This window comes from Lyngbya confervoides BDU141951, assembly GCF_000817775.3.
Taxonomy (GTDB): Bacteria; Cyanobacteriota; Cyanobacteriia; order Thermosynechococcales; family Thermosynechococcaceae; genus Lyngbya; species Lyngbya confervoides.
On record NZ_JTHE03000091.1, the window covers coordinates 19,598 to 45,762 of the forward strand.

At 54.4% G+C, this 26,165-nt stretch carries 19 protein-coding genes; 8 read left to right on the plus strand and 11 right to left on the minus strand.

Annotation, left to right across the window (positions count from 1 at the left end; all coding sequences use genetic code 11):
• Positions 1 to 325: 325 nt before the first annotated feature.
• Positions 326 to 2,395, plus strand: a complete 2,070-nt coding sequence (locus tag QQ91_RS15690; RefSeq protein WP_201277138.1) for a bifunctional serine/threonine-protein kinase/formylglycine-generating enzyme family protein — start codon at positions 326 to 328, stop codon at positions 2,393 to 2,395.
• 532 nt (positions 2,396 to 2,927) lie between these two features.
• Here QQ91_RS15690 and QQ91_RS15695 read toward each other — a convergent pair.
• Positions 2,928 to 4,556 carry an NAD(P)H-quinone oxidoreductase subunit 4 gene (locus QQ91_RS15695; protein WP_201277139.1) on the minus strand — a complete coding sequence of 543 codons (1,629 nt, stop codon included), beginning with the start codon at positions 4,554 to 4,556 and terminating at the stop codon, positions 2,928 to 2,930.
• A gap of 419 nt (positions 4,557 to 4,975) precedes the next feature.
• On the opposite strand from QQ91_RS15695, the gene QQ91_RS15700 reads away from it, so the two are divergent.
• Positions 4,976 to 7,354 carry an endonuclease MutS2 gene (locus QQ91_RS15700; protein ID WP_166276271.1) on the plus strand — a complete coding sequence of 793 codons (2,379 nt, stop codon included), beginning with the start codon at positions 4,976 to 4,978 and terminating at the stop codon, positions 7,352 to 7,354.
• Positions 7,355 to 7,478: 124 nt separating this feature from the next.
• Positions 7,479 to 9,305 carry a penicillin-binding protein 2 gene (gene mrdA, locus QQ91_RS15705; RefSeq protein WP_166276001.1) on the plus strand — a complete coding sequence of 609 codons (1,827 nt, stop codon included), beginning with the start codon at positions 7,479 to 7,481 and terminating at the stop codon, positions 9,303 to 9,305.
• Between the two features lie 85 nt (positions 9,306 to 9,390).
• On the opposite strand, the gene QQ91_RS15710 is transcribed toward mrdA, so the two are convergent.
• Positions 9,391 to 9,732 (minus strand): cell division protein SepF, encoded by a 342-nt coding sequence (locus QQ91_RS15710; protein WP_166276003.1) that lies wholly within the window; start codon positions 9,730 to 9,732, stop codon positions 9,391 to 9,393.
• A 512-nt stretch (positions 9,733 to 10,244) separates the two neighbouring features.
• On the opposite strand from QQ91_RS15710, the gene hflX reads away from it, so the two are divergent.
• Positions 10,245 to 11,843, plus strand: a complete 1,599-nt coding sequence (gene hflX, locus QQ91_RS15715) for a GTPase HflX (protein WP_349306871.1) — start codon at positions 10,245 to 10,247, stop codon at positions 11,841 to 11,843.
• 541 nt (positions 11,844 to 12,384) lie between these two features.
• Here the strand turns inward: hflX and QQ91_RS15720 are convergent.
• The 8 genes from QQ91_RS15720 to lepB all read right to left on the minus strand — a co-directional run bounded on the left by QQ91_RS15720 (position 12,385) and on the right by lepB (position 20,097).
• On the minus strand, positions 12,385 to 13,947 hold the full coding sequence (locus QQ91_RS15720) for an endo-1,4-beta-xylanase (protein ID WP_166276005.1): 1,563 nt from the start codon (positions 13,945 to 13,947) through the stop codon (positions 12,385 to 12,387).
• Between the two features lie 203 nt (positions 13,948 to 14,150).
• Entirely contained in the window at positions 14,151 to 14,957 is an 807-nt protein-coding gene (locus QQ91_RS15725) for an energy-coupling factor ABC transporter ATP-binding protein (RefSeq protein ID WP_166276007.1), read from the minus strand.
• Entirely contained in the window at positions 14,954 to 15,742 is a 789-nt protein-coding gene (gene cbiQ, locus QQ91_RS15730) for a cobalt ECF transporter T component CbiQ (protein WP_166276009.1), read from the minus strand. Before cbiQ ends, QQ91_RS15725 begins: the two co-directional genes overlap by 4 nt.
• Positions 15,743 to 15,753: 11 nt before the next feature.
• A complete protein-coding gene (gene cbiM, locus QQ91_RS15735) occupies positions 15,754 to 16,398 on the minus strand; it encodes a cobalt transporter CbiM (protein WP_166276011.1) in 645 nt (214 codons plus the stop codon).
• Entirely contained in the window at positions 16,398 to 16,841 is a 444-nt protein-coding gene (locus tag QQ91_RS15740) for a carboxypeptidase regulatory-like domain-containing protein (protein WP_166276013.1), read from the minus strand. The genes cbiM and QQ91_RS15740 overlap by 1 nt, the downstream gene beginning before the upstream one ends.
• Complete coding sequence (locus QQ91_RS15745; protein ID WP_250833377.1) at positions 16,838 to 17,641, minus strand: DUF4382 domain-containing protein; 804 nt, start codon at positions 17,639 to 17,641, stop codon at positions 16,838 to 16,840. Before QQ91_RS15745 ends, QQ91_RS15740 begins: the two co-directional genes overlap by 4 nt.
• A gap of 604 nt (positions 17,642 to 18,245) precedes the next feature.
• Positions 18,246 to 19,313 carry a D-alanine--D-alanine ligase family protein gene (locus tag QQ91_RS15750; protein ID WP_166276017.1) on the minus strand — a complete coding sequence of 356 codons (1,068 nt, stop codon included), beginning with the start codon at positions 19,311 to 19,313 and terminating at the stop codon, positions 18,246 to 18,248.
• Between the two features lie 148 nt (positions 19,314 to 19,461).
• Positions 19,462 to 20,097: a signal peptidase I gene (lepB, locus tag QQ91_RS15755; RefSeq protein ID WP_166276019.1), complete on the minus strand. Its 636-nt coding sequence runs from the start codon at positions 20,095 to 20,097 to the stop codon at positions 19,462 to 19,464.
• A gap of 346 nt (positions 20,098 to 20,443) precedes the next feature.
• Between lepB and ilvD the strand changes: the two genes are divergently transcribed.
• From ilvD to QQ91_RS15775, 4 genes are all read left to right on the plus strand, one after another.
• Positions 20,444 to 22,132 carry a dihydroxy-acid dehydratase gene (gene ilvD, locus QQ91_RS15760; protein WP_166276021.1) on the plus strand — a complete coding sequence of 563 codons (1,689 nt, stop codon included), beginning with the start codon at positions 20,444 to 20,446 and terminating at the stop codon, positions 22,130 to 22,132.
• A 57-nt stretch (positions 22,133 to 22,189) separates the two neighbouring features.
• Positions 22,190 to 23,329 carry an FAD-dependent oxidoreductase gene (locus QQ91_RS15765; protein WP_166276023.1) on the plus strand — a complete coding sequence of 380 codons (1,140 nt, stop codon included), beginning with the start codon at positions 22,190 to 22,192 and terminating at the stop codon, positions 23,327 to 23,329.
• Between the two features lie 109 nt (positions 23,330 to 23,438).
• A complete protein-coding gene (locus QQ91_RS15770) occupies positions 23,439 to 24,320 on the plus strand; it encodes a M48 family metallopeptidase (protein WP_166276025.1) in 882 nt (293 codons plus the stop codon).
• 418 nt (positions 24,321 to 24,738) lie between these two features.
• The gene (locus tag QQ91_RS15775) at positions 24,739 to 25,623 is read left to right on the plus strand and encodes a hypothetical protein (RefSeq protein ID WP_236095915.1); all 885 of its coding nucleotides are present in this window, start codon (positions 24,739 to 24,741) and stop codon (positions 25,621 to 25,623) included.
• A 70-nt stretch (positions 25,624 to 25,693) separates the two neighbouring features.
• Here QQ91_RS15775 and QQ91_RS15780 read toward each other — a convergent pair whose 3' ends face one another.
• Positions 25,694 to 26,164, minus strand: a complete 471-nt coding sequence (locus QQ91_RS15780) for a phosphate-starvation-inducible PsiE family protein (protein WP_166276027.1) — start codon at positions 26,162 to 26,164, stop codon at positions 25,694 to 25,696.
• Position 26,165: the final 1 nt, after the last annotated feature.

Genomic DNA, 26,165 nt, shown 5'->3' on the forward strand with positions numbered 1-26,165 from the left:
GCTTAAAAGGCCGTAGATTGTTACCGGCCAAGGGTCGAATTTTCGTTGGCGTGTTGCTGAGGTTCAACCGGACATCTCTGACGATAGGCTAGCTTTGTTGCTAGATCAACTTGCAATTACTTCGAACTATAGTCTCCCTGCTTTGCTGCAAGGCATTGCAAACGTCAGACCGAGGTGAGACAGAGTTGGCGCTTGTGATGACTCTATCTAAGGTTGTTGCTGAGGTTGTTGCTGAGGTTGAGCGTCTTTAGCAAGAGATCTTTAAAGGGTTTACTTGGTATGATCGCGGGGAATTAGGGCTGTTATAGGTTGATTTTGGGGTCTAATGCAGTACTGCCTGAAACTGAACTGCGAAAAGCCAGAAAATGGGGATGGGGCTGAGGTTTGTTTCAGTTGTGGCACCCGACTGCTGCTGCGCAATCGCTTTCGGATTTTGAAACCCTTGGGTGAGGGTGGGCTCGGCAAAACCTATCTAGCCCAGGACTGCGACAAGATGGATGAGCCTTGCGTGGTCAAGCAATTGAAATATGAGTCCCACGGTACCCAGGCAAATAAAAAGGTGATTGAGCTGTTTTTGCGCGAGGCGCAGCAGCTTTACCAGATGCGCGGGCAAGCGCAGATCCCGGATTTGATGGCCTACTTTGAGGATGAAGGCTACTTTTATCTGGTTCAGGAACTGATTGATGGCGAGGATCTGTCGCAGGAAAAGGAGCGAGGGCTGTTTGATGAAGCGAAGATTCGAGTCCTTTTGGCGGATGTGCTGCCAATTTTGAGCTTCATTCACCAGCGCGGCGTGATTCATCGCGACTTGAAGCCGGCCAACATCATGCGGCGCAGGCAAGATGGCAAGCTGATGCTGATTGATTTTGGGGTGTCGCGGCAGCTCTCGCAGGGATTAACGAGGGTGGGGGGAATTACGATTGTAGGCACCCCAGGGTATGCGCCGTTTGAGCAGATGACAGAAGGACAGGTGGATCCTGGGCCAGCGAGCGATCTGTATAGTTTGGGTGTGACCTGCTTTGAGCTGATGAGCGGGATTGTGCCCTATCCACTGATGCTGCAGGAGGGCTATCGCTGGGTGGAGAATTGGCGGCAGCGTGTGCAGCAGCCGGTGAGTGCGGAACTAGCGGGCGTGATGGATGGGTTGCTGAAAATGCGTTCTCAGGAGCGGTTCCAGACGGCGGATGCGGTGTTAGGAGCGCTGAATGCCGAGGCGAGTTTAGCGGCCTATCGCCAGCATTTGGCGGAGTACGCGCAGGAATATCGCAAGATGGCGGCGGCGCAATGGCCGCTGTCGAGCTATTTGCTGGAGCAGTTGGGACGGATGCGAGCGGCTTGGGGGCTGCAGCCGGAGGACGTGGAGCGGGTAGAGCGGCCAATTCGCGATCGCGTTGAGGCGGCGTATCAGGCGCGAACGGCCCAAGAGGTGGAGGCTTTGCCGCAAGAGGCTGAGGGACAGCAGCGGCAGCAGGAGATTAGGCAAGCGGAGGAGCGACGGCGGCGGCGAGAACTTGAAGCGGAGCGACAACGGGTTCAGGTCTTGCAGCAGGAGCTTGAAAACCAGAAAAAACAACAAACCAATGCTCCTGTGGCCTTGAGTTTGCAGTCTTTTTCATTTGAGACGGTTAGATCAGAAAAGAAATTTTTAGTATTTGGTGAGTCTGTTAGTAAGCGAGTAACGCGATCGGCAGAATTTTTCCGTGAAGATTTAGGGAATGGTGTCACGCTCGATCTGGTGATGATTCCGGGGGGAACTTTTGTGATGGGATCGCCAGAATCAGAAGCGGGGCGAACCAGTGCTGAAGGGCCGCAGCGGGAGGTGACGGTACCTGCCTTTGCGATGGGGAAATACCCAGTGACCCAGGCGCAGTATGAGGCGCTGATGGGGAATAATCCATCGAACTTCAAGGGGGCGAATCGACCTGTGGAGCGGGTAAATTGGAATGAGGTCGTAGAGTTTTGCCAAAAGCTTTCGAGCTTGGCGGGAAAGACGTATCGATTGCCGAGCGAAGCGGAGTGGGAGTATGCCTGTCGGGCAGGGACAACAACGCCGTACTTCTTTGGCCAGACGCTATCAAAGTCTCAGGCCAATTTTAGCTCTGCGGCGACGACAGAGGTGGGCTCATTTCCGGCAAATGATTTTGGCCTCTATGATATGCATGGCAATGTATATGAATGGTGTTTAGATCCTTGGCACGAAGACTATCAAGGCGCACCGACCGATGGAAGTGCTTGGGTGACAGGGGGAGACTCGTCGCGGCGTATCCTGCGGGGCGGCTCCTGGACCGACTTCCCTAGGTACTGCCGTTCGGCGGATCGCGTCAGGCTTGATCCGGGCGATCGGCACAGCGTCTTCGGTTTTCGGTTGGCGTTGTCTGCTTCGAGGACATCCTAGCCCTTTGCTCTTTGGCTCTTTTACCCTTTTCCCAGCACTTTTTGGGTGCCCCCCTGCCCCCCGGTTCCGGGGGGGTCTGAACAAGGCGATCGATCAGAGGTTTTGATCTCCCTAGAATTTGGAATCTGGTGACTACACGTCACAAACTTGGAATCGCAGCCGGATGCCCCCTGAACGTGGGGGGAGGAGGCACAATGTAGAGAGTTTGTTCAAAAATCTACAGTTACCCCCTTGGAGGCGATCTAGCATTGCGATCGCATGATTAGCAAGTCCGGCTACCGGAGGCGATTAAATAAACCTGCCCCACCCCCGGCATCGCTATTGCCTGGGCAAAGGTGGCCATCAGTCATCCTAAAGAGTGCGTAATGTGGAATATCATGGCGCCCGTGATCGCTTGCCTTGTATCAGACTCAACAGGCCTTGGCAGCGGCGAATCCTAGGACAAAAAAAGCCCTCCTTGCAAAGCAAAGAGGGGGAGAGGATGAGAATGTTATTCGGACCGAGCGCACCGAGACAGATTTTCGAAATAATCCTAGGGTGACAGCATTCCCAGCACCGTAGATTTCGACTGCATGGAAAGACTCGGTGCTGTCAGGATCTGGGAAGCTAGTTCCGGAGCCTGAGCCATGCGCTGCTGGGCCACCACGGCAATTTGATCCTGAAGCTCTGCGACCACTTGGGTGGTCTTGACGTCATAGGTTTGCATGGCCAACTTGGGGTAAAGACCAATGCCCACCATGGGCACCATCAGACAAAGCGCCACAAAAACCTCGCGAGGATTGGCATCTAGCCAAGCGGTATTGCTCTCCTGGCCCCCTTGGTTATCTTTACCGTAAAACACGCGGCGCAGCATAGAGAGCAGATAAATGGGGGTTAAAATTACGCCCACCGCCGCCAGCAGTAGCAGGATGACCTTAAAGGATTGACTGTACACATCGCTGCCGGTGATTCCTAGAAAGATCATCAGTTCACCGACAAAACCACTCATCCCAGGCAAGGCCAGGGAGGCCATGACGCAGGTTGTAAATAGGGCAAAGGCCTTGGGCATCACCTTACCCAGTCCACCCATGTCTTGGATTGTCAGAGTATGAGTGCGTTCGTACGCCACGCCAGCCAGGAAGAAAAGGGCCGCCGCAATTAAGCCATGGGAGACCATTTGCATCACCGCACCGTTCATTCCCACCTCGGTGAAAGCCGCTAAGCCAAGCAGCACAAAGCCCATGTGAGAAATAGAAGAGCAGGCGAGACAGCGCTTGAGATTCCCTTGTCCAAAGGCATTGAGAGCGCCATAAACAATGTTCACAACACCCAGGATTGCCAACACCGGCGCAAAGTGAATGTGGGCATTAGGCAGCATTTCAATGTTCATGCGGATGAGGCCGTAGCCCCCCATCTTCAGGAGGACTCCAGCCAGAATCATTGAAACTGGAGCAGATGCTTCACCATGGGCATCGGGTAACCAGGTGTGGAGGGGAAAGATGGGCAGCTTAACGCCAAAGGCAATCAGAAATCCAGCGTAGGCTAGCATCTCTAACAGCATTGGGTAATGCTTTTGGGCCAAGGCTGCCATGTCCAAGGTAAAGGTGTCGCCGGAAAAGGCCAGGGCCAAACCAGCAACCAGGATAAAAATGGAAGCAGCGGCGGTGTAGAGAATGAACTTGGTGGCCGCGTACTGACGCTTCGGCCCTCCCCAAATGGAGATGAGCAAATACACTGGAACCAACTCCAGCTCCCACATCAAGAAAAACAGGAGCATGTCCTGGGCTGCAAAAACGCCAATCTGGGCGCTGTAGAGCACCAGCATTAGAGCATAAAAAAGGCGTGGTTTTCGCTTCACGTTCCACGCCGCAAACAAAGCCAATGTATTGATAAACCCGGTAAGGACAATCAGTGGCATGGACAGGCCATCGACGGCCAGGGACCAGTTCAGCCCAATTTGAGGAATCCAGGCAAAGGACTCAGCCATTTGGAAGTTTGCGATGCCCACATCGTAGTGTGTCCAAAAGGCATAAACGGTCATCGCTAGATCAATTAAACCTACGCCGAGGGCATACCATCGGAGGGTTTTGCCGTCACGGTCCGGGAGGATAGGGACCGCAAGGGCTGCGATCGCCGGAAAGGCAATGAGGAGAGTCAACCAGGGAAATTGTTCTTCAATCATCGAAGCAAGCCTGCGCCATTTACAGGGTCTGAATCAAAACAGTTCATCGTGGACGTAAAGAGATTTGAATTTATGTCTGGCAAAATTAAAATCACCTTTAGCGTACCCAGTCAGGAAGCGTGGCAGTCGTTTGAAGGCTAGACCTTGCACCCCGATCGGGTGATAACTAGGAATATATACTTAATCCTAGCGTTTTGCAATTTATTAAAACATGTTAACTTTTGTGAACGCTTCGATTTTAGCGTTGTTTCTTTGAGACCGCCAGGGGGTGGCGTCAAAATGAATCAAGTTGCCAGGGGATGAATCCAGGGCATGAATAAAGGTGTCAAGGATCGGCTTTTCCCGCAGATCCCCCGGTCTTCGCTTGTTAGGATGGCAATAACCCTGCAAGAAATTCTGGCCAAGATTGGGATGACAGCATAATGACAGAGAAGACACTTGAACTCATTGAGTGGCCTCAGCTTTGTCAACAGGTTTCCACCTTTGCCAGTACGAGTTTGGGGGCAAGGGCGGCCCAGCATCTGCCGTTGGCCACCGAGCCAGCCGGAAGTCAGGCGTTGCTTGCCCAAACGCAGGAGATCGTGGCCCTCGAGGTTGATTATCTGGCGCCTCTAAAATTTGAGGGCATTGCGGATATCGGTGAGTCCCTAGCGCGAGCAGAGCGGCAGGGAGTGCTCTCCGGGCTAGAGCTGTGGCAGATTGCCACTTCCCTGGCCGGGGCGCGATCGCTCCGGCGCACCATTGATCAATATCCTGACCTGGAAACCCTGGGGGCGCTCATCGCCCCACTGCGAACCTACCCTGAACTAGAAAAGCAGATCTGCCACTGCATCGATGAACAAGGGGAGGTCATGGAGCGTGCCAGCGAGAAGCTGGGCGCCCTGCGCGCTGAACGTGCCCGCACCTATCAACAGCTTCAACATACCTTGCAAACCATCATCCAGCGGCGTGCTCCGGCGCTCCAGGAACCGCTGATCACCCAACGGGGCGATCGCTTTGTTCTACCTGTCAAAGCAACGCGTAAAGATGAGGTTCCCGGCATTGTTCACGATATTTCCACCAGCGGTGCAACGCTGTATATCGAGCCACGCAAAACCGTAGAGATGAACAATCAGCTCCGTGCCCTGTTGCGCAGGGAGCAGATGGAATGTGAAGCCATCAGGCGGGATCTATCGGAGCAAGTGGCAGCTGTTAAGCCAGATCTAGAACAACTTCTCGACATCGTGACGATCTTGGATATCGCCGCGGCAAGGGCACGCTACAGCCTGCATATTGGGGGCTTCTGTCCAGTCTGGAAAGAGGCCACTCCAGGCCCAGCGGTGATGCTGCGTCAGCTGCGTCACCCCCTTTTGGTTTGGCAGGCCCAGCAGTCTGAAGATGCGACTGTGGTGCCCATCGATTTGGTCATTCAACCTCACACCAAGGTCGTTGCCATCACCGGACCTAACACCGGCGGCAAAACCGTCACCTTAAAAACTCTGGCCCTCGCGATCACCATGGCTAAGGCCGGGTTGTTTATTCCCGCTAGGGATCCGGTCACCCTGCTGTGGTTTGATCAGGTGTTGGCTGACATCGGGGATGAGCAGTCGCTCCAGCAAAGCCTGTCCACCTTTTCTGGCCATGTGAAGCGCATTCAGCAGATCCTCACCCAGGCGACGTCTGAATCCCTGGTGCTTCTAGATGAAGTGGGAGCCGGTACCGATCCGAGCGAGGGGAGCGCCCTGGCAACGGCGCTGCTGCGCTACTTAGCTGACCATGTGCGACTCACGGTGGCCACCACCCACTTTGGTGAGCTGAAAACCTTAAAGTACCAGGATGACCGCTTTGAAAATGCCTCCGTAGAATTTGACGATCGCAGTTTGTCCCCCACCTATCGCCTATTGTGGGGAATTCCAGGGCGCTCGAATGCACTGATTATTGCGGAGCGACTGGGCTTTAACCCCGATATTATCGAGCAGGCTCAGCAACTGATGGGGGGGAAAAGCGATGAATTCAACCAGGTCATCTCCAGTCTTGAACAGCAGCGTCGAGAACAGGAGGAAAAGGCCCAGGAAGCCGCCCAACTCCTCTCAAGCAGCGAGAATCTCTACCGACAGCTGGAACAAAAAGCCGCTCAACTACGGGATCGTGAGCAATCTCTCAAGCAGCAGCAAGAGCAGGAACTTCAGCAAGAGCTGGCGGCAGCCAAGCAGAACATTGCCCAGGTCATTCGCAAGCTTCAGCGAGGACCCCAGACGGCGCAGGCAGCGCATCGAGCCACCCAAACCTTAGAGGCCATTGCCCAAACCCTACAGCCCCAAACGGCAACGCTCCAGCCCCAGGGATTTAAGCCGCAGGTGGGCGATCGCGTTCGTCTTCCAAAACTCGGCCAAACCGCAGAGGTGATTGCCCCGGTTACCAGTGCCGGTGAGGTGACGGTGCGATTTGGCCTGATGAAAATGACCCTGGGACTAGAGGACGTTGAATCTCTATCCGGGGAGAAAGCTCAGCCAAGCCCAAAATCGCCCCCCAAAAGGGAATCGCCGCCTCCTGATCCTGCGTCCCCAGACGCTCCGATGATTCGCACCTCTAAAAATACCCTGGATCTGCGTGGACAGCGGGTGGCCGATGCTGAGCTGGCCATGGATGAGGCGATCGCGCAAATTCAAGGCCCCCTTTGGATCATCCATGGACACGGGACGGGCAAACTCAGGAAAGGCGTGCAGGATTATCTTAAGGCCCACCCGCAGGTGGATCGCTTTGAATTTGCAGCTCCCGCTGAAGGGGGACGCGGCGTGACCATTGCTCACTGTCGCTAGGGATCAGTGGGTGTGTTCTAGGCCCGTCATTGCTGAGGATTACCCACCATGGCGATACGGGAGAGTCTTGCATTACCATGTCGGCTGAGGTGTATATCATCGTAGAGTTTCGATTAGAGTTTCGATGGTTCAGCCCCAACCTGCCCTTGATCGGCAAAAATATCGGATTACTTCTGCCCGTAAGCTAGGGCTAGACAACCTCCGAACCTTCGTGGTTCTGGGGTTTATTAGTCTGCTTCTGTTTGGATTGATTACTCCTCGCCTCTTCTTTCTACAGCTCGTTAACGGTGCTCGCAATCGGGAGTTGGCGGAAGAAAATCGCATTCGTATCATTCCTGAGGCCCCCGAGCGCGGCAAAATTTTTGATCGCAAGGGCCGGATTCTGGCCGAAAGTGAATTTAACTATTCCCTTTTTGTGTGGCCCGAGGCGACAAAACTTCGGAAATGGCCAAAAACCCTGGAGATTTTGACCCGAGTTCTGGATACCTCTGCCCCAGATCTGCTCGAAAAAGTGAGAACGGGCGATCCGAACTCTCGCTATCTGTCTCGCGTTGCTCAAAATCTCACCTTTGCCCAGGTGGTGGCCCTTGCAGAGCGGCGCAACGAACTGGTGGGAATTCATATCGGTAAAGAGCCGGTCCGATCCTATCCCCATGGAGAGTTGGCGGCCCATGTGTTGGGCTACACCGGAGAAATTAGCGAAGCCCAGATCCAGGCCTGGAATGAATCGCCAGCCAGCCAGGCCGAGGACAAGGGAAAGTATCGACTGGGAGACATTGTTGGCCAGCTTGGCGTTGAGTATACCCATGAACCCCAGCTCCATGGTCTTTGGGGGGGGCAGCAGGTGGAGGTCAACGGATCGGGGCAAGTTGTTCGCATTCTGGGCGAAAAACCCGCACAGCCCGGTCAAAATCTCACCTTGACCCTGGATCTCGATGTCCAAATGGCCGCAGAAAAAGCCCTGGGCAATAAACTCGGGGCCATTGTTGCCCTTGATCCTCGTAATGGCGCTGTGCTCGCCATGGCGAGCCGCCCTGCCTTCAACCCGAACTGGTTTTCTAAATCAATGACGGAAGCGGAATGGCAGTCCCTTCAGGGCAAGACGTACCCCTTTGTGAATCGAGCCACCCAGGGCTTTCCGCCCGCAAGCACCTTCAAGGTGATTACTGCAATCGCGGGATTAGAATCGGGGACCTTTAAGCCCGACTCTATTTTGATGACTTACCCAGCGGTGCATGGGGTGGGGGATTGGAACCGGGCTGGGTTTGGGGCCATCGGCTTTGTAACGGCCCTACAATGGAGCAGCAACACCTTTTTTGGTCAGGTGGCTGTGAAGTCGAAACCTGAAACGGTCATTGATTGGGCACGCAAGTTGGGGGTTGGAGAACCCACTGGGATTGATCTGCCCGAGGAAGCCTCCGGCTTTATTCCCACCCCCGATTGGAAAAAAGAGCAAATTGGGGTGGATTGGTTTCCAGCTGATTCTGTGATGATTGCCATTGGTCAAGGCGCGGTGCAAATGACGCCGCTTCAGGCTGCGGTGGTCTTTTCCGTTCCAGCCAATGGCGGATATCGCGTCAGGCCCCACCTGGTGGCATCGGCTCCAGATGTCAAGCCTGTGCCTCTGAACTTAAAAGACAGCACCTTAAAGGTCTTGCGCACCGGTCTGCGGGCGGTGGTGACCAGCGGGACTGGGACGGCTTTAAATGTGCCCTCTATTCCGCCATCGGCAGGCAAGAGCGGCACGGGGGAAGATCCTCCCCGACAATCCCACACCTGGTTTGGATCCTACGCACCCTTTGACAAACCAGAAATTGCCGTCGTAGCCTTTGGCGAGAATACCGGAGGCGGAGGCGGATCCGTGGCCGGTCCGATGGCTTTACAGGTCATGGAGGCCTACTTTAAAAACAATCCTCGGAAGCCTACAGTTCAGGCAAAACAACCCAATTAACGCCTAAACTCAAGTTGCCACAACCCCTAGGACCAGGGCTGTTTAGGGCAACCGCGAAGGGCTGGAACGCTGAAATTCAGCGATTTTATGGAAGATGACGCGCCATGTCGGTAGCCAAGGTCGGGTCCGTCGCCCAGCTTTGGCAGGTGTCTTCAATGCCTGGGGTAGACACGCGAATATTGGGGGGGCAAAACATGACCACATCTCGGCCAATTTTGACCTGCTGACCCGCGATCGCACAGAGGCATCCTGAGGTAAAGTCCGTCATGCGCTGGGCTAGATCGGCGGGAAGGCTCTCTAAATTGAATAACACCACCTGGCCCGACTTCAAAATTGAAACGGCCTGCTCAACGCATTCCCAAGACTCTGGCTGCATCGTGTAAACGTTGGGGAGAGCCTTTTGAGTAAAAAATAAATTGCTAGTCATTTTTTTGTGAATTTTTATGGATTTAAATGCTCAAAACCTGCGCCCTGTCATGAAATACCGACCTCGTTTGTATCCACACCCCGGCGGTTAAGCCATAAACCCCCAAACTCCTGAGGTTTGCTCAATGATACCCCCAGGACTGAAAATATAGGAAAAACAATATCTGAACCCCCCCTCTTTAGCCAGAGGGCTGCTGGATAGATTGGCCCTCCCCTCCGCTGCTTCCAGAACCGGGAAAAGGGGGAGGAGTCAAGGCCAAAGTCCTCTCTCAATTATTGAGAGCAGAGGTGAGGGTGAGGGCCACGGCCGCCATTCGCTGGATGAAAGATTGGCAGTAGGATATCCGTAGGGGGGTGCCACCCTTGGCAAGGGATGCTAAGGGGTTGCGGCCTTCACTGTTTGTTTAGGAGTGCGGTTTTATCGAAGCTATCTTTGGCCAGTTACAAGGCCTTAAATCCAGCCAGCTAAAGCAGCTCCGTCGCCTTTACCATCAGCGGGTTCCGCCCAATTGTGTGGTTACGCCCGAGCTGACGCAGCGTTTGGCGGCTGTTAGTGCCGATCTGCAAGAATCCGTCTGTCTCTATCTCAATCGTCGCGGTCAGGTGGTCCGGGTTGGGGTGGGCACGCCCATGCAAACTCAAATTCCCCCGCTAGATCTCCCGCGCTATGGTGCTGAACGGCTTAGTGGAATTCGCTGTATTGCCACAACGCTGAAGGTTCAGCCGCCTAAGGAATCGGACCTGGCTGCCATGGCTCTCCAGCGTCTAGATGTTATGGCCCTCGTGACCCTTTCAGGATCTGGCTTTGAGCGCCGGGGGGGCGGTGCCACCGGATACGTGGGACAAGTGTACTTGGCCCACCTCACCGCACAACCGGATGCACCCTGGACCGTCAGCGTAGCCCAGAGCTTAGACTGGCTGGCTGAGCAAGATTTCCTGGCGCTGGTGGATGAAATTGAGGCCGCGTTTGCCAAGCTGGCCATGCGCTTGCCCCATGCCGACACAGCAGGTGGCGATCGCGTTTTGGCGGTGAGTTTGGTATCTCAGGATAGCTCAGACCCTCAAGCTCAACGGATCCTGGCTGAAGTACAGCGCCTTGTTGAAAGTGCGGGCGGCACGGTTCTAGAAGCCGTTCAGCAAAAACGCAGCCACCCCCATCCCCAAACGGTGATTGGAGCCGGGAAGGTTCGTGAGGTGGCGCTGAAGGTGCAAACCTTAGGCGCCAATCTTGTCGTGTTTGATCGAGATCTATCTCCGGTACAGATTCGCAATTTAGAGGCGCAGTTGGGAGTGCGTGTGGTGGACCGCACCGAAGTCATTCTGGATATCTTTGCCCAGCGCGCCCAAACTCGCGCCGGAAAGCTGCAGGTGGAGCTGGCACAGTTGGAATATTTGCTGCCCCGGCTGACGGGTCGGGGGCAAGCCATGTCCCGGCTCGGGGGCGGCATTGGCACCCGTGGACCAGGCGAAACTCAGCTTGAAACAGAGCGTCGTACTATTCAGCGGCGACTGAATCGCCTTCAAAAGGAGGTGGATCATCTTCAGGCCCATCGATCGCGCCTGCGGCAGAAGCGACAAAACCAAGGCGTTCCCTCCATTGCGGTTGTGGGCTACACCAATGCTGGCAAATCAACCCTGCTCAACGTCTTGACCAATGCCGAAGTTTATACTGCCGACCAGCTTTTTGCCACCCTAGACCCCACCACCCGTCGACTCAATTTAACCGCAGATCAAGCAGATCAAGATCTACATTCTTTGGTGCTGGTAGACACCGTGGGGTTTATCCACGAGCTGCCTCCTTCGCTGCTAGATGCGTTTCGAGCCACCCTCGAGGAGGTCACGGAGGCCGATGGCCTACTGCATGTCGTGGATCTATCCCATCCCGCCTGGCGCGAGCACATTGAATCTGTCGAGCAGATTCTTGCGGAAATGCCCACCGTGCCCGGCCCGGCCCTCCTAGTCTTTAACAAAATTGATCAAGTGGATAGCTCTAGCTTGGAACTGGCCAAGCGACTCTTTCCCCAGGCTGTCTTCATTGCGGCCCAGGAACGCCTAGGCCTAAGCACCCTCCGTCAGCGCTTAGTGCAGCTTGTTACCTATGTAACCTCCTAGAAATGCCCACCCTCACCGCGGTGACTGCACGCCATGGCTGGGCAAATATGAAGGATGATTTACATTTAAGAAGTTGCTACTTTACGGGATACAAACTTTGTTTTCAGAGCCTTGGCACTCTTTAGATCGCCTCCTATAGTAGTAACTGAAGCAAGTAGCTTCCCTGGCAGATTAGACAGCCAATTGAACACAAACAAAGAGGTAAATGCGCTGTTGCAAGTACGATCTGTCTCGTTCAAACCCAATAGCACCCTACTCAAGGGCTGAGAAACCTCCACTGTAGAGAAGGGAGTCCTATCCAAAGCTGAAAGGCAATGTGGCTTTGGCAATGCTCCAGAGAGGATCCGAGAAGATGAGGTTGGTTTAGCTTAGAGAGGCAGGGTGCTATTGTAATGATTATGCCCTAACCATTATGCTCTAACTGTTGAAAGCAGCCTGCTTTAAAGCTGTTTTCTGAGGCCGTTTGCTCAGAAATGGCCTCCATAGACCTCACCACCAGAGCAATGATTGCATGGCTTTGCCCCAACGCTGATGGGTAAGCCTATTCTAGAAGCCGGTGCCTTAACGCTTGCAACCGCCCAAAAGAGTCCTTAGGCCTCAGATCAGCCTGGAGTAGGCCACCGTGGGGCCAAAAACCACCGTCGGCAAAATCCCACCAGGTGACGGCATGGATGAAGGGTTTGCTGTAGCAAAGCGTATAAAATTGCTCCACCCAATCGGCTTGAATTGCTTCTGTCCAGGGTTGATGCCAAAGTCCCGGCACCGTCTTAAAGTGGCTGCTTAGATCGGGGGTTGTTGCCGAAGAGACGCCCAGCTCAGTGATATGAATTGGCCTTCCCAATTGACCAAAGCGCTCCAGGAGTCGGTTAATTTCAAACATATCCTGACTGGGATAGTAGAGCTGTAAACCGATAATTTCAAAGGGAATTTCGGCTTCTAGACAGCGTTGGAGATATTGATAGGCACTCTTCTTGGGCAGGGGGTAGGCATGTTTGGGAACATATTCTGCCCACAGGCAGCAAGCATTAATAATACGCTGTACCTTTGGGTATCCTGCGGCTGCGGCTGCAGAGGCTAACCGAGTGATCTCCAGGAACTGATCGGGGGAATAGTTGAGGATATTGGCCCAGTCAATGTCATGGGCCTCGTTGATCAGGTCGTAGTAGGGAATCCGATGGCCATAGTGGCGGGTAATCTGGGTCACTCGCTGCTGGGTGCGATCGCAGAGTTGATCGTAGGATAATTCCTTGATCCAATCGGGGACGCCTGCTTCGTGAAACCAGACGAGGGGATGACCCTTAGGCGTAATCTTCGCACCTTCTAGCCAGGATAGGGCGCGATCAATTCGGGCAAAGTTAGGCTGGCCCGGTTGGGGTTCAAAGGACCGCCAGTAAAAGGGTAAGGTGGCAAAGTTAAACAACGCTTGAAACTGGCGGTCGTAGCTGTCTCCAGCCTCGGGGTGCCCAAAGAAGTTACATCCCCAGAGAAACTCCGGGCGGGGAGGGTGTTGGGCAATGTGCTGGCGGGCCTGTTCATAGACGGCGAGTTCTCCAGCCCACAGTCCCTCTCGCAGAGATTCGCTGGCTAACATTGCCTGTTCCCTCCGGGAGGATGGTGTTTGGGCCTGCTGCAGTTTCAGGGATGCCCGTTGCAATCGAGATTCAACCTGATCCGAAGGCCGATAGCCGCGACTGGCCCAAGTGGCGATTGCGGCCCGGACCCGATATATGCGGGATTCGGCGCAGGCGAGATTTAGATTTAACGGAAAATCTGGGGGTTGATAGCCTCGACCTTGATTATCTGCATAGAGGGTAACGTTGCCAAAGCCTGGGATCGCCTGATAAAAGGCGATCGCCACGGGCTGCGACGGCAGCTGGGTCCACAGCTTGCCATCCCTCACCGTACGCGGCGGATTTGGCAGGGGATCATCCTGAAGCGAGAGAAAATAGGTCTGGTTCAGCACCTCTTGGGGCATGGGAACCCCCTGGGCAGTCCAGGCCTCGATCAGCTGCCGATTCCCGCTAAATGTCAAAGCTGGACGCGACCCCAGAAGAGTGGCAGCGCTGGCTCCGGTGGTGAGCTGTAAAAAGTGGCGACGATCCATTGCATTTTGAGCCGATATCGAGCATCTCTTCCCGGGTTGAGAACTCCGGGGCTTGGGGTTAGGATACCCAGTGAACGGGAGGGTTCCCCCCAAAGACGATCGGGGGAATCCCTGCAAGCGCCCTTTGCGGGGTGACAGGATCTGCTGCTGTGGTCCGGACCCCCTGGGTAGATCTTGCCTGAGGACAGGATCTCAGGGCTCCCTTAACTCAGCGGAGCGTCGCAAGGATGGGGATGGGGAATTAAGGAATGGGGCTTTTCCAGCCCATGGGCCTCCATGAGGGATTGATTCCGCATGACTTGGCGAATCTCTCCATCTGCGACAACGACGCCGTCGTCAACCAGGATGACTCGATCGCATACTTCCAACAAAAACTCCAGGTCATGGGAGGCAATCACCAGCGTTTCCCGCGATCCCTGCAAAAAGTGGATCAGGCGGCGGCGAGTGCGGAGATCCAGACTCGCGGTTGGTTCATCGTAGAGGACAATCTTGGGCTTCATCGCCAGAAGTCCTGCGATCGCCACCATCTGCTTTTCTCCCCCAGACAGGTGATGGGGGGGGCGATTGGCCAGGGCGTGGGTTCCCGTCAAATCCAGGGCCATGGTTACACGCCTTTTGACCTCTTCCTCGGACAGGCCAAGGTTAAATGGCCCAAAGGCAATGTCGTCCCAAACGCTGGGGGAAAAGAGCTGATCCTCGGGGTCTTGAAAGAGCAGGCCCACCTCAGAGTGAAAGGTTCCCGGTTGGACCTGCTTGCCAAACACATGGATAGTGCCCTGGTGGGCAGGCAGGAGTCCACAGACGAGCCGAAAGAGAGTAGTTTTTCCACAACCGTTATGGCCAATGAACCCCACCCGCTCTCCTGCTTTGATCCGTAGAGAAATGTTCGCTAAAATAGACCGCTGCTCTGAGTAAGAAAAGCTTACTTGTTGGAGATCAATGGCGCATTGAGATGAATTTGAAATCTGGAGTTCATGATCAACGCGGGAGGTCTGGGAAGAGGTGATCATAGGCCTGATAACATCCATTGTGCAACGAGTAAACATACAGTCATGAGGAGACTCAATGGGGTTAGGGGGACTGAGCTTCCCCTTCCCCTCTGAATCTGCTGGCGATGATGAAGTTGGCGAGTTTGACCATAGCCGCGCAGCTTCATGGCTTGATACACCCGCTGGGACTGGTCATAACTACGCAGCAGTAAACTGCCAAATAGGGCAACTAACCACTTCCAGCGCCGATGCAGGGCCTGGGGAGTGCTCCCATACCCTCGCAGGGTCATGGACTGTCGCATGGTGGCGAGCTGATCGGTCATTTCAAATAGATAGCGGTAGGTCAGTAGCGCCATATCCGTGAGTAGGGGCGGCACCTTTAGCGATCGCAATGCGCCGACGATTTGCAAAAAAGGTGTTGACCCCAGGAGAATAAAGCCGAGAATTACAATCGCCAAAAACCGACCTGCAATTAAAATCGCGCCTTGCAATCCTTCGGCTCGTAGGGCCAGCCACCCCCATTGCCACAGAATGTCCTGACCTGAGGTCCAGGGCAGCAGCAGCACCGTCCCTAAAATCAAGAATCCTGGATAGGGAAGCCGACGCAGCAAGTATTGTAAAGGAAGCTGGGCGTAGAGATACAAGCCCAAAACCATCCCCAGCACCCAGGGCAGCAGAATTAAGTGCTGCACCATCGCAATGGCAAACATCATGGCAAGTAGACAGAGCAGCTTGGAGCGAACTGGCCATTGATGGACTGCAGAGGAGCGTGGAATAAAAAAGTCGTGATGTAGGGCAATGACCACTGTGCCCCTCCTTAGCTATTAATCAACTCGGGCTTAATACGGCGCAAAAATAGCGCCGTCATCGTAGTGACGCCGCCCTCAATAAACATCAATGGAATATGGGCAATGAGCAGCAGCGAAAGTGCCTGCTCCTCAGAGGCAATGTCTAAATCTGCTGGCAAGGTCAATAGGATCAGGCTAAAGAAAATGATCGCAGACAGCCCTAACCCAGTTGCTCCAGCCAAAAAGGAAAAAAGCCCAAATCGCCACGACTCCTTTAGCAGCCCCCGCACCGAATGACGAAGCTGATATACGCCATAGGCCACGAGGGATGGTCCCCCGATCATCACCGCATCGACCCCCAGGGTGGTCAGCCCCCCGTGGCCTAAGAGCAAGGCCTGGAGCAATAGCCCCACCAAAATTGCGGGCCAGGCGTACCAACCTAAAAGGGCTCCCAGTAAACCATTGAGAACTAAATGGACACTTGCCGGGGGCAGGGGCAGGTTAATCGAAGATCCCACAAAAAAGGCGGCGGTGAGCATGGCCGCCTTGGGTAGGTCCTCAGATGAGGACGCTGTGCGCCGGATCTGACGCAGCACAAACCAGGTTATGCCGCCAGCAATCCCATAGCCGCCGACACATACTTGCGCTGGGAGCAGCCCATCGGGAATATGCATCAGGTCTGTCTCCTGCGGAAATAAAGGGCGGTGCCAACACAGCCCCAAATGACGGAACCAATAATAATCATTCGTTGCCAAACAATGAGCTGGTCGGTGGATGGGTCAACAACGGTGGAGGTTTCTAGATCCACCGGGATCACGGTAATATCTCCATGGCCAGCTTGGCGCACGGCAACTTCCCAATTGCCAGATTCAGGAGGGACAAAGCGATAAACTCCCTGACTATCGGTGGTGCCTTTCAGGTAAGGACTATCTGGGTTTTGGGGACTGTAAACCTGGACCTGTGCAGCCTTCATGGGATCACCACTGTCATAGGTGGCCTGGACTTCCACCGTGAGGCGGGTGCGCGTTTGCAGTTTGGCGCCGTGGGCCTGCACTGCAGGGGACACAGCAGCGGTGCTCAGTCCAATCAGACCCAGAATCAACCAAACCCCTCTCATGCCAACTGTTCCGCAGCACAGTGTCCTTCACCCACGTGACCAAGATTGGCCATGATGTCGTTTAATTGCTGCCAATTTGAGGAAGACAGCTGGGTCTTCAGGGTCTGTGAGTCCGCTTCCAGGCGATTATTCTCAGCTAAGTCTGCAAAGGGCTGGAATCCTAGAGCTTTTTGGTTGATCTCTGCCGTGGGGCCCGCCTCAGCATCCCCAAACAGGTGATCAAAATGGAAGGTGGACTCTAATTCTGTCGTGGATCCGGGATCTAGAATCCCTCGACGTGTATCGCCCACAAAATCACCGCACACAAATCTCAGCTTAGGGTCCATCTTTAAGGCAAAATCAACGGTGGTTCCGGCTTTTGTGGCTTGGCCGACGAGCATAAGGGAGTAGCCCTTGGCGGGCCCCGACGGGGCCGGGACCAAGGTCCAGGAGAGAGCATTGTAGCGCCCCGAGGCAGCCTGTTGAGTCCCCACTTGCACAGGATCTGCGGTGGCATCGCCAGCGGCAAGATCAACGGTGGCAGGTTCGGGAAGCGTTACGGTCTGCTGTGCCTGCGGCTCGCCTCCAGAGGCGGCATCGAAGGGAGGGTCGCTCTGGTAAGCCACAAGCTGACCCAGGGTGGTATAAACATGGTCAAAGTCGATTTGCCAGCCATCCTTGGAAACAAACCCTTGACGGACAAAATCCTCGCCATTGGCCACAAAGGTAAGGGTTCCTTTGTCCTCTGAGGAACTGGCCGTCCTGGATTGAGGATCTGAATTTTCAGACCCTAAATTTTCGGAGTTGGTCGGGCTGGTCACTGGGGATGTGCAGGCCGCAAGACCAGCCGCTAGCGCTATCCACCCTATGCTGGTTTTTAAGCTTATGGGGTAAACGTGACGGACAATGGGCATAAGATTGGGGCCATGGAGCAATTTACCTTTTCAGTAAACAAACTTGTGCTTTCAAAATTCAATCCTACAGGGGGGCATATTTATCCAATCTACGGATTCATTTAACTCTTGACAATTAAAATCCAATACTGATAGCAGGCAACCTTCTGGACCAGTGTGCTGCTCATTGCCTCGACCGGGAAGCCTAATCCCAAGCATCAGGGATCTTGATCCAAAATCTCCATGGGTGTTTTGCCTGCGCTCGGATAACCTCCGTCCCTTCTGATCTGGAAGTTTGGCTCTGGAAGTTTGGCAAAGAGCCCGCAACGTCCCTTTATATTTAACATTATGATCATTTCCAAGGCCAGCTGTCCCCTAGATCATTGCCTTTTATGCAGACTTATGACGCTGGCGTGATCAATCATTACATGTTTTAAAGTGGGTGGTCGGGGAGTCGCTGAGAACCGGGACCCTCTAGATCAAAAAAACTTCTAGCACCCAGTCGAAACGCAACTCCCCTGGATTTTGGTGCCTAGCATTCCTGGGGAGAGGGATGACGATCCTCTTGGGCAAACTGGAGAAGCTGATCTACAAGCTGATCAAAGGGAACTCCAGTGGCCCTCCAAAGTTGAGGATACATACTGGTCGCGGTAAACCCTGGTAGCGTATTGATCTCATTAATTAAAATTTCTCCCGTGGCTTCAAGATAGAAGAAGTCCAATCGGGACAACCCTGCCGCATCAATGGCCAGGAATGCCTGAAGGGCCATTTCCTGAATGCGCTGGGTGATTTCCGGGGGAAGATCCGCAGGAATGGCCAGATCCGCTTGGCCAGCCGTGTACTTTGTTTCGTAATCGTAAAAGTCGCTGCTAAAGCTGATTTCGCCCAGAACAGAGGCTTGCGGGTGGTGGTTGCCCAAGACTGCGCATTCCACTTCCCGCGCCATCACGCCGGCCTCAATGATCAGACGCCGGTCGTAGCTGGCCGCATTGTCCAGCGCTGCTTCGAGTTCTTTCCGAGTGGTGGCCTTGGAGATCCCCACGGAAGAACCCAGGTTCGCAGGCTTAATGAAGCAGGGATAGCCTAGTTCGGTTTCGATGCGATGGCACAACTTTGAAAAAACGCAGGGATCGGACCAGATTTGTTCTCGGGTGGCGGCCAGATACTTGACCTGGGGCAAGCCAGCCGCGGCAAAGGCCTGCTTCATCGCTAACTTGTCCATGCCCATGGCGGAGGCCAGGGGGCCTGAGCCTACGTAGGGAACCTGCATCAGTTGTAATAGGCCTTGAAGGGTGCCATCTTCGCCATTCGGTCCATGGACAATGGGAAACCAGACCTGCACATCTGCCACTTCTGCAGGAAAGACCCAGCGTTGGGTCTGAGTCGCGCTGGGCAGCGCCGTTCCCTGATCTAACACTTTTTGGGCAACCCCGGGCGCCTCCCAGACCCCATCTTTACGGATGTAAAACGGCTGCACCTCGTACTTAGAGAGATTCTCTCCTGTTTGCAGCGCCAGGGCGATCGCCCTGGCAGAGGCAATTGAAACCTCATGCTCCCCCGAGCAGCCCCCAAACAGTAAACCCACCGTCACTTTCGACACCGCAAAGCCTCCCGATTGTCCCTAGATCGACAGCAGAGTTCCCCGCCGCCGCTTGAAATTCTCATCAAAATAGCATCTTTACCCTGGCAATGGGATGGATAGGAGGCGGGCGCACAACAGGAAACGACAGACCCTTTATCTCTTTAGCCTAGAGACGCGCTTGATCTGAGATCAAGCCAACCCGAGGAATAGGCCAAAAGCGAAAAACCGCCCGCCCCACCAGGTCACTGCGAGCCACTAGCCCCCAGCAGCGGCCGTCAAAGCTGTTCTGACGATTGTCGCCCAGGACCAGATAATGCTCGTTAGGTATGGTTTGTAGCTTCTCTAAATAGGGGTTTTTAACCCCACTGTAAACGCAAGTTTCCACGGAGGTGGACCGCTCGTCTGCTGTGTAGGCTTCATCCAAGACCTGGCCATTAATCAAGACCTGGCCCTGGCGAATCTCCACATTGTCCCCCGGTAGCCCAATGACGCGCTTGATAAAGGCGTCCTTAAATCCCTGGGATCGCAGGGCATCGGTGGGATTAAAGACGACAATATCGCCGCGGTCCGGTTCTCCAAATCGATAGCTTACCTTGTCCACAATCAGGCGGTCATTAATTAACAGGGTGGGTTCCATCGACCCGGAGGGAATGTAGCGAGCTTCGGCAACAAAGGTGCGAATGCCAAAGGCCAATAACAGACTTAGTCCAATGGTTTTAACGGCTTCAATCCCCCAATTTTCGTCCTGGGATGCGTTCTGTCGGACCGTTTGTTTGGGTTGAGTGGATTTGTTTTGCGCCATAGAGTGAGGAATGTAGTGATGCGTATTTCTACAATAGTCTAAACGACAGTCTAAACGACCGTCCCAAGACCTGCCTTAGCGGATCTCCACAAAGCATTCAGGAAACGCTTGATGTCTGCGATGGGGATTTTTAGCTGGTCTCCCAAGCGGGTTCCCAATCGCGCCGTGATTCTGAGACAATAGCCTAGGTGAGCTTTGCAGATGCAGGGGAAGCGGAGCGGTAAGACTGGCGGCATGATCGCTACCATGCCCACAGCACTCTGCCCACAGCGATACCTCCACCCCCACTCCCCTGTAGGATACCCGTTTGAAATTGAACTAAGGACATCGGATAAGGACATAGAGTATGTCGGATAATTTGAGAAGCCAAGCGATCACCCGAGGGGTGCAGCGATCGCCCAACCGAGCCATGCTGAGAGCGACGGGGTTTCAAGACCCGGATTTTTCGAAGGCCATTGTGGGGATAGCCAGTGGCTACAGTACTATTACCCCTTGCAACATGGGCATTAATGCCTTGGCCGATCGGGCAGAGGTGGGGTTAAGGGAGGCCGGGGCCATGCCTCAGCTCTTTGGCACCATTACAATCAGCGATGGGATTTCCATGGGGACGGAGGGAATGAAATATTCCCTGGTGTCTCGGGAGGTCATTGCGGATTCCATCGAGACGGCCTGCATGGGCCAGAGTATGGATGGCGTCCTGGCAATTGGTGGCTGCGATAAGAATATGCCCGGTGCCATGCTGGCGATTGCCCGCATGAACATTCCGGCCATTTTTGTTTACGGTGGCACCATTAAGCCCGGTCATCTGGACGGGGAAGATCTCACCATTGTCAGCGCCTTTGAGGCCGTAGGAGAATATAGTGCCGGGCGTATTTCCGAAGACCGACTGCTGGCGGTGGAGAAAAACGCCTGTCCCGGGGCTGGATCCTGCGGCGGCATGTACACCGCCAACACCATGTCCTCCGCCTTTGAGGCCATGGGCATGAGCTTGATGTATAGCTCCACCATGGCCGCTGAGGATGAAGAAAAGGCTGATAGCACGGAAAAGTCAGCCTTTGTACTCATGGAGGCTATTCGTGCCCAGCGTCTGCCCCGAGAGATTATCACCAAGGACTCGCTGGAAAATGCCATCAGCGTGATTATGGCGGTGGGTGGGTCGACCAATGCGGTTCTGCATCTGCTGGCGATCGCCAAGGCCGCAAAAGTGGACCTGACCCTGGATGATTTTGAGCGAATCCGTGGGCAAGTTCCGGTTCTGTGTGACCTGAAGCCCTCGGGCCGCTATGTTGCCACCGATTTGCACAGAGTCGGTGGGATTCCCCAGGTCATGAAGATGCTCTTGGTGCGCGGGCTGCTGCATGGAGATGCCCTCACCATTAACGGAAAAACCGTGGCAGAGAATTTAAAGGATATTCCCGAAACTCCTTCCCCAGATCAAGACGTGATTCGCCCCTGGGATCGTCCCATGTATGCCCAGGGTCACCTGGCAATCCTGCGCGGAAATCTAGCCTCCGAGGGGGCCGTGGCTAAAATCTCCGGGGTGAAGAATCCGAAGATTACAGGACCTGCGCGTGTGTTTGAATCGGAGGAAACCTGCCTCAAGGCCATTCTAGACGGCCAAATTAATCCGGGGGATGTGATTGTAGTTCGCTACGAAGGGCCGAAGGGGGGACCGGGGATGCGCGAGATGTTGGCACCGACTTCGGCCATCATTGGCGCAGGGCTTGGGGATTCCGTGGGGCTGATTACCGATGGCCGGTTTTCTGGCGGCACCTATGGCATGGTGGTGGGGCATGTGGCCCCCGAAGCTGCGGTGGGGGGCACGATTGGCCTGGTGCAGGAGGGGGATCAAATTACCATTGATGCTCCCAACCGATCTCTGGATCTGCATGTTTCAGAGGCAGAGCTGGCCCAGCGCCGGGCGAATTGGGTTAAGCCGGAACCGCGCTACCGCAAGGGAATTTTGGCCAAATATGCCACCCTGGTTTCTTCGAGTAGTCAAGGTGCCGTTACGGACCTGGATTTGCCCTTGTAAATTCAAGGCGCTGGTCATGGTTACCATGCTCGCTGTTACTCCCGGACTTTTGCTGCCATGCAGGTCATCATTATTGGTGCTGGAATTGGCGGGTTGACCACGGCAATCGCGCTCCAGCAAAGGGGAATTGCCGCCACTGTTTATGAGCGATCGCCCCAACTGCGAACCTCAGGGGCTGGCATTAGCCTTTGGCCCAATGCCAGTCGTCTCTTGCAGCGCTTAAACCTGCTAGAGGCGCTCCTTGGCCAAGGCGAGCAGATTCTGCACACGCAAATCTGTAGTTCCCAGGGACGCCCCCTCACCCAGCTAGATCTCACCACTTTTCCTGATCCCGCCTTTTGCATTCAGCGATCTGTTCTGCTGCAAACCCTGGCGGCGGCATTGCTCCCTGGCACCCTTCACTTGGATCATGACCTCACCCAGGTTGACCGGGATCACCAGCAGGTTACGGCTCGATTTCGCCAGGGCCAGGACGTGACGGCCGATTTACTGGTTGCCGCCGATGGCCTCCATTCCACCGTGCGATCGCAGTTTTGGGCTGGCCCGGCGCCCCAATACCAAGGTTACCTGGCGTGGCGGGGTGTGGTGCGCCAGCAGAAGATCTCAGACTGGCCATCGGGACTGGCTCGCCAATACTGGGGCGCTGGGCAGCGGGTCGGGTTGCTCTCGATGGGGGGTGATCAGATGTACTGGTTTGCCGCCCTCAATCACCCAAGCCCCCAGCCAAATCTGGATGGATTAGATAAACTCACCTATCTCAAGCGGCGGTTTCAACACTGGCACCCACACGTCCAAACCATCTTAGAAAACACGGCCTCTGCAGATTTGTTGGTGCATCCCATTGAAACCAGTCCGCCCCTGCAGACCTGGCACCAGGGGCGGGTGCTGCTTTTGGGAGATGCAGCCCATGCCATGACTCCAAATCTAGGACAGGGGGCCTGCATGGCCATTGAGGACGGGGTGTGCCTGGCCCAGAGGCTGCAATCTCAGCGATCCCTCCCGGCGGCGCTTGTTAGCTATGAACGCCAGCGTCGTGGACGGGTGCGATGGGTACAAAGGCGATCGCAGCGACTAGGGCAGGTGGGGCAACTAGAGCCTCCCCTGTTGGCCCATCTGCGGAATCTGGCCCTTGCGCTGGTGCCCGCCCCCCTTACCCGGCTGACCACCTTCGACCCCTTATTTAGTCACCGTCTCTAGGCCCTGGGCTAACGGTTGTCGGTTTTCTCATCGGTCTTCGGATAGAACAGGTTAAAATTTGCCTAAAGTTTGCCGTTTGGGCCGCGTCTGATCCGCCTCATTTTGCCCCATGTCCAGAAAAGTGCTCGCCCATCTAAAGCCAACGGCCTACGAACATCCCTCTGATCGGAATGCCCTAGATTCCCTGGAGCGGATGCCCGGAATTGCCCCACTGCTGAAAAAAGTGAACGAAGAGGGGATAGACCGCGTTTTGCGCCTCCAGTGTTTGGGGAGCGCCATTCGCGTCAGCGCCAAAAATTTCCCGGACCTCCATGGGCCGTTCCAGGAGGCCTGTACCCTACTGGGTCTTTTCCAGCAGCCAGATCTCTACCTGCTGCGGGGGGCCGGGCATATCCAAACCTTTACCTATGGGGTAGATCAGCCAATTGTAATGATTAATCTGGAAGGAAAAGAGCGCCTGAGCGCCGATGAGCTAGTTTATTTGTTTGGTCACGAGCTGGCCCATATTAAAAGTCAGCATCTGCTCTACTACCAAACGGCACTGGTGCTGCCGACCCTAAAGCATCTCTTGAGTACCACCACCTTTGGATTGGGGGGGCTGGCCACCAGCGGCATCGAGCTAGCGCTTTACAATTGGCTGATGATGGCTAAATGTACCGCTGACCGGGCGGGCTTGTTGACTTGTCAGAGTGTAGAGGTGGCCCTGTCAACACTTCTGAAGTTGTCCGGGCTAACCGCAGACTTGATCAACGACGTTGTTTTGACGGAGTTTAAGCAGCAGGCCGAGGAGTTCAGCCTACCCAGCGATCGCCGGTTAGATCACTTAGCCAAAACCGTTAGCTTCGTAGAACACCAGTTTCCCTGGTCAGTTCTGCGGGCCTCGGAGTTGCTGAAATGGGTGGAATCAGGGGCCTACGATCAGATTTTGAATGATCCAGGTCCAAGTGCCCTAGATCCTAGTAATCACTGGGGTTTTCTAACCTCATGGTAACGCCATTGCAGGCTGTGATTGAATTCTGATATGCCCGCAGCGAGTTCGGTTAAAAGAACCTAATCAATTTAGCCCTCCGTTCCAGGGGGGTGATAGGGTAATCAAGGGTGTTTCAGGTGTTATACGGGCCTGATGATTAGCCTGGTTGAGGCTGAACCAATCATTGATGATCTGCCCAGGTTTTCGCAATTTTTTCCCTGGATACGGTTTACAGGAACCTGGCCAAACTCGTATAATTTGCCGATGTTTGTCGTTCAATATTGTGATCGAAATCATCGGTCCCATTGAGACGGATCATCAGGTGCTCATCGTCAATCGGTGACGATGCTGATGTCAGTATTGCCGCGTTGGATGACTGAAGGGCGCTAGCGCTGTTCAGTTATCGACTATTTTCACTCACTCACAGCTTGTGTTCAATATGATTCCTTCCCCGGTTCACGCTCAGACATTTGCCCGCCGCTTAAAATCTCTCTTGCTAACCGGTACCCTGGCAGCCCTGGCCGTAGGGATGATGCCCAGTCTTGTGCAGGCTCGTCCCAACGGTACCTGGCTCTCTAAACCCCAGATTTGGTTTCACATCTCCAACAACACCCTGGATCAGGTGATGCAGCGAATCCGCGCCCAGCGCTATCAGTATGTGTTTTTAGATGTGCGTAATGTTCCTGACGAGGATCAGCGATTAGTGACTCAGAAAATTCGTGAGCATCAACTGGTTCCCATTGTCTGGGTTCAATCTCCTCAACTGCGACGGATGTCGATCCCGCAGCTCATCCACGAAGCTCGCTATGCCGATGGCATTCAAGTGGACGACCACTTTTTTACCCACTACTCGGCCTACCATTTTCGTCAGCTGCGTGCCCAGTACAATAAGCCAATTTTTTGCAGTATCCAGCCGTTTCAACGGAACATTGTGCCCTCCTCTGGCTGTAACCAGCTAGATGTCCAGTGCTACGCGCCCCAATCTTTTCAGCAATGCGTCGGACTCGCCGACCAGCTCAGGGCTGTCACCAGCTTATCGGCTGACAACACCCTGCGCTATCAATCTCAGCTGGGAGGCCGCTATTACAATGTCTTTCTCTGGCCCCATAGCCATGAGTTCCATGCCGCTGCGCCGCCTGCTCCCATGGTGGTTTCTCCCTTAACGGCAACTACCCCGGTGGAAACAGGCCAGACGGAAACTGTCCAGGTAGATACTGCCCAGGCAGATACTGCCCAGGCAGATACTGCCCAGGTAGGCACTGCCCAAACGGAACGGAACCCTGAGATGAAAACAGCGGCCAATCCCCAACCTCTGCCCTTCTAAACCGGCTTGGAGAATTTATCAAAGAGCGCACCCCCCCCCGGTGATGGGTCCTAAGCCCCCACTGCCCTTCTCAGGAGGACTGATTGCGATTCATCATGCGAATGAGCCAGTAGCTCACGGAAAGGGCAAAAATCGCAAAGGCAAGCGCAATTAAGTCTGTCTTTGAATATTCCTTGGGATCAAAAATCACGATTTTTCGGGCAACCGCAATGATGGCCGTGGTGACCACCAGCTCCACATGCAGGATATGCTTTTTTAAATAGGCCGTGATGTTTTCTAATAGCTCCAGCGCGATCAAGATATTTAAGAACAGGCCAAAAATTTCGATGAGCGTGCGATTAAAAAAACCAACGCGATCGCCCGTGAATAAATCATTCACAAGAATCAAGATTAAATCAAAAATACTGACGGCAATCACCAGCACTAGGGCTACCGACAGTATTTTTGAAACACAATTTTCTAAGCCGTGAATGAGGCTGAGAAAGCTGCTATCACGCCAAAGATGAGAAAGTTTTACCTTGAGTTTTCTACTGCGCGTCATC

Coding starts and splice junctions, on each gene's coding strand:
- QQ91_RS15690 (WP_201277138.1), top strand. CDS start 326: ATGCAGTACTGCCTGAAACTGAACTGCGAAAAGCCAGAAAATGGGGAT.
- QQ91_RS15695 (WP_201277139.1), bottom strand. CDS start 4,556: ATGATTGAAGAACAATTTCCCTGGTTGACTCTCCTCATTGCCTTTCCG.
- mrdA (WP_166276001.1), top strand. CDS start 7,479: ATGGTTCAGCCCCAACCTGCCCTTGATCGGCAAAAATATCGGATTACT.
- QQ91_RS15710 (WP_166276003.1), bottom strand. CDS start 9,732: ATGACTAGCAATTTATTTTTTACTCAAAAGGCTCTCCCCAACGTTTAC.
- QQ91_RS15720 (WP_166276005.1), bottom strand. CDS start 13,947: ATGGATCGTCGCCACTTTTTACAGCTCACCACCGGAGCCAGCGCTGCC.
- QQ91_RS15725 (WP_166276007.1), bottom strand. CDS start 14,957: ATGATCACCTCTTCCCAGACCTCCCGCGTTGATCATGAACTCCAGATT.
- cbiM (WP_166276011.1), bottom strand. CDS start 16,398: ATGCATATTCCCGATGGGCTGCTCCCAGCGCAAGTATGTGTCGGCGGC.
- QQ91_RS15740 (WP_166276013.1), bottom strand. CDS start 16,841: ATGAGAGGGGTTTGGTTGATTCTGGGTCTGATTGGACTGAGCACCGCT.
- lepB (WP_166276019.1), bottom strand. CDS start 20,097: ATGGCGCAAAACAAATCCACTCAACCCAAACAAACGGTCCGACAGAAC.
- ilvD (WP_166276021.1), top strand. CDS start 20,444: ATGTCGGATAATTTGAGAAGCCAAGCGATCACCCGAGGGGTGCAGCGA.
- QQ91_RS15765 (WP_166276023.1), top strand. CDS start 22,190: ATGCAGGTCATCATTATTGGTGCTGGAATTGGCGGGTTGACCACGGCA.
- QQ91_RS15770 (WP_166276025.1), top strand. CDS start 23,439: ATGTCCAGAAAAGTGCTCGCCCATCTAAAGCCAACGGCCTACGAACAT.
- QQ91_RS15775 (WP_236095915.1), top strand. CDS start 24,739: ATGATTCCTTCCCCGGTTCACGCTCAGACATTTGCCCGCCGCTTAAAA.
- QQ91_RS15780 (WP_166276027.1), bottom strand. CDS start 26,164: ATGACGCGCAGTAGAAAACTCAAGGTAAAACTTTCTCATCTTTGGCGT.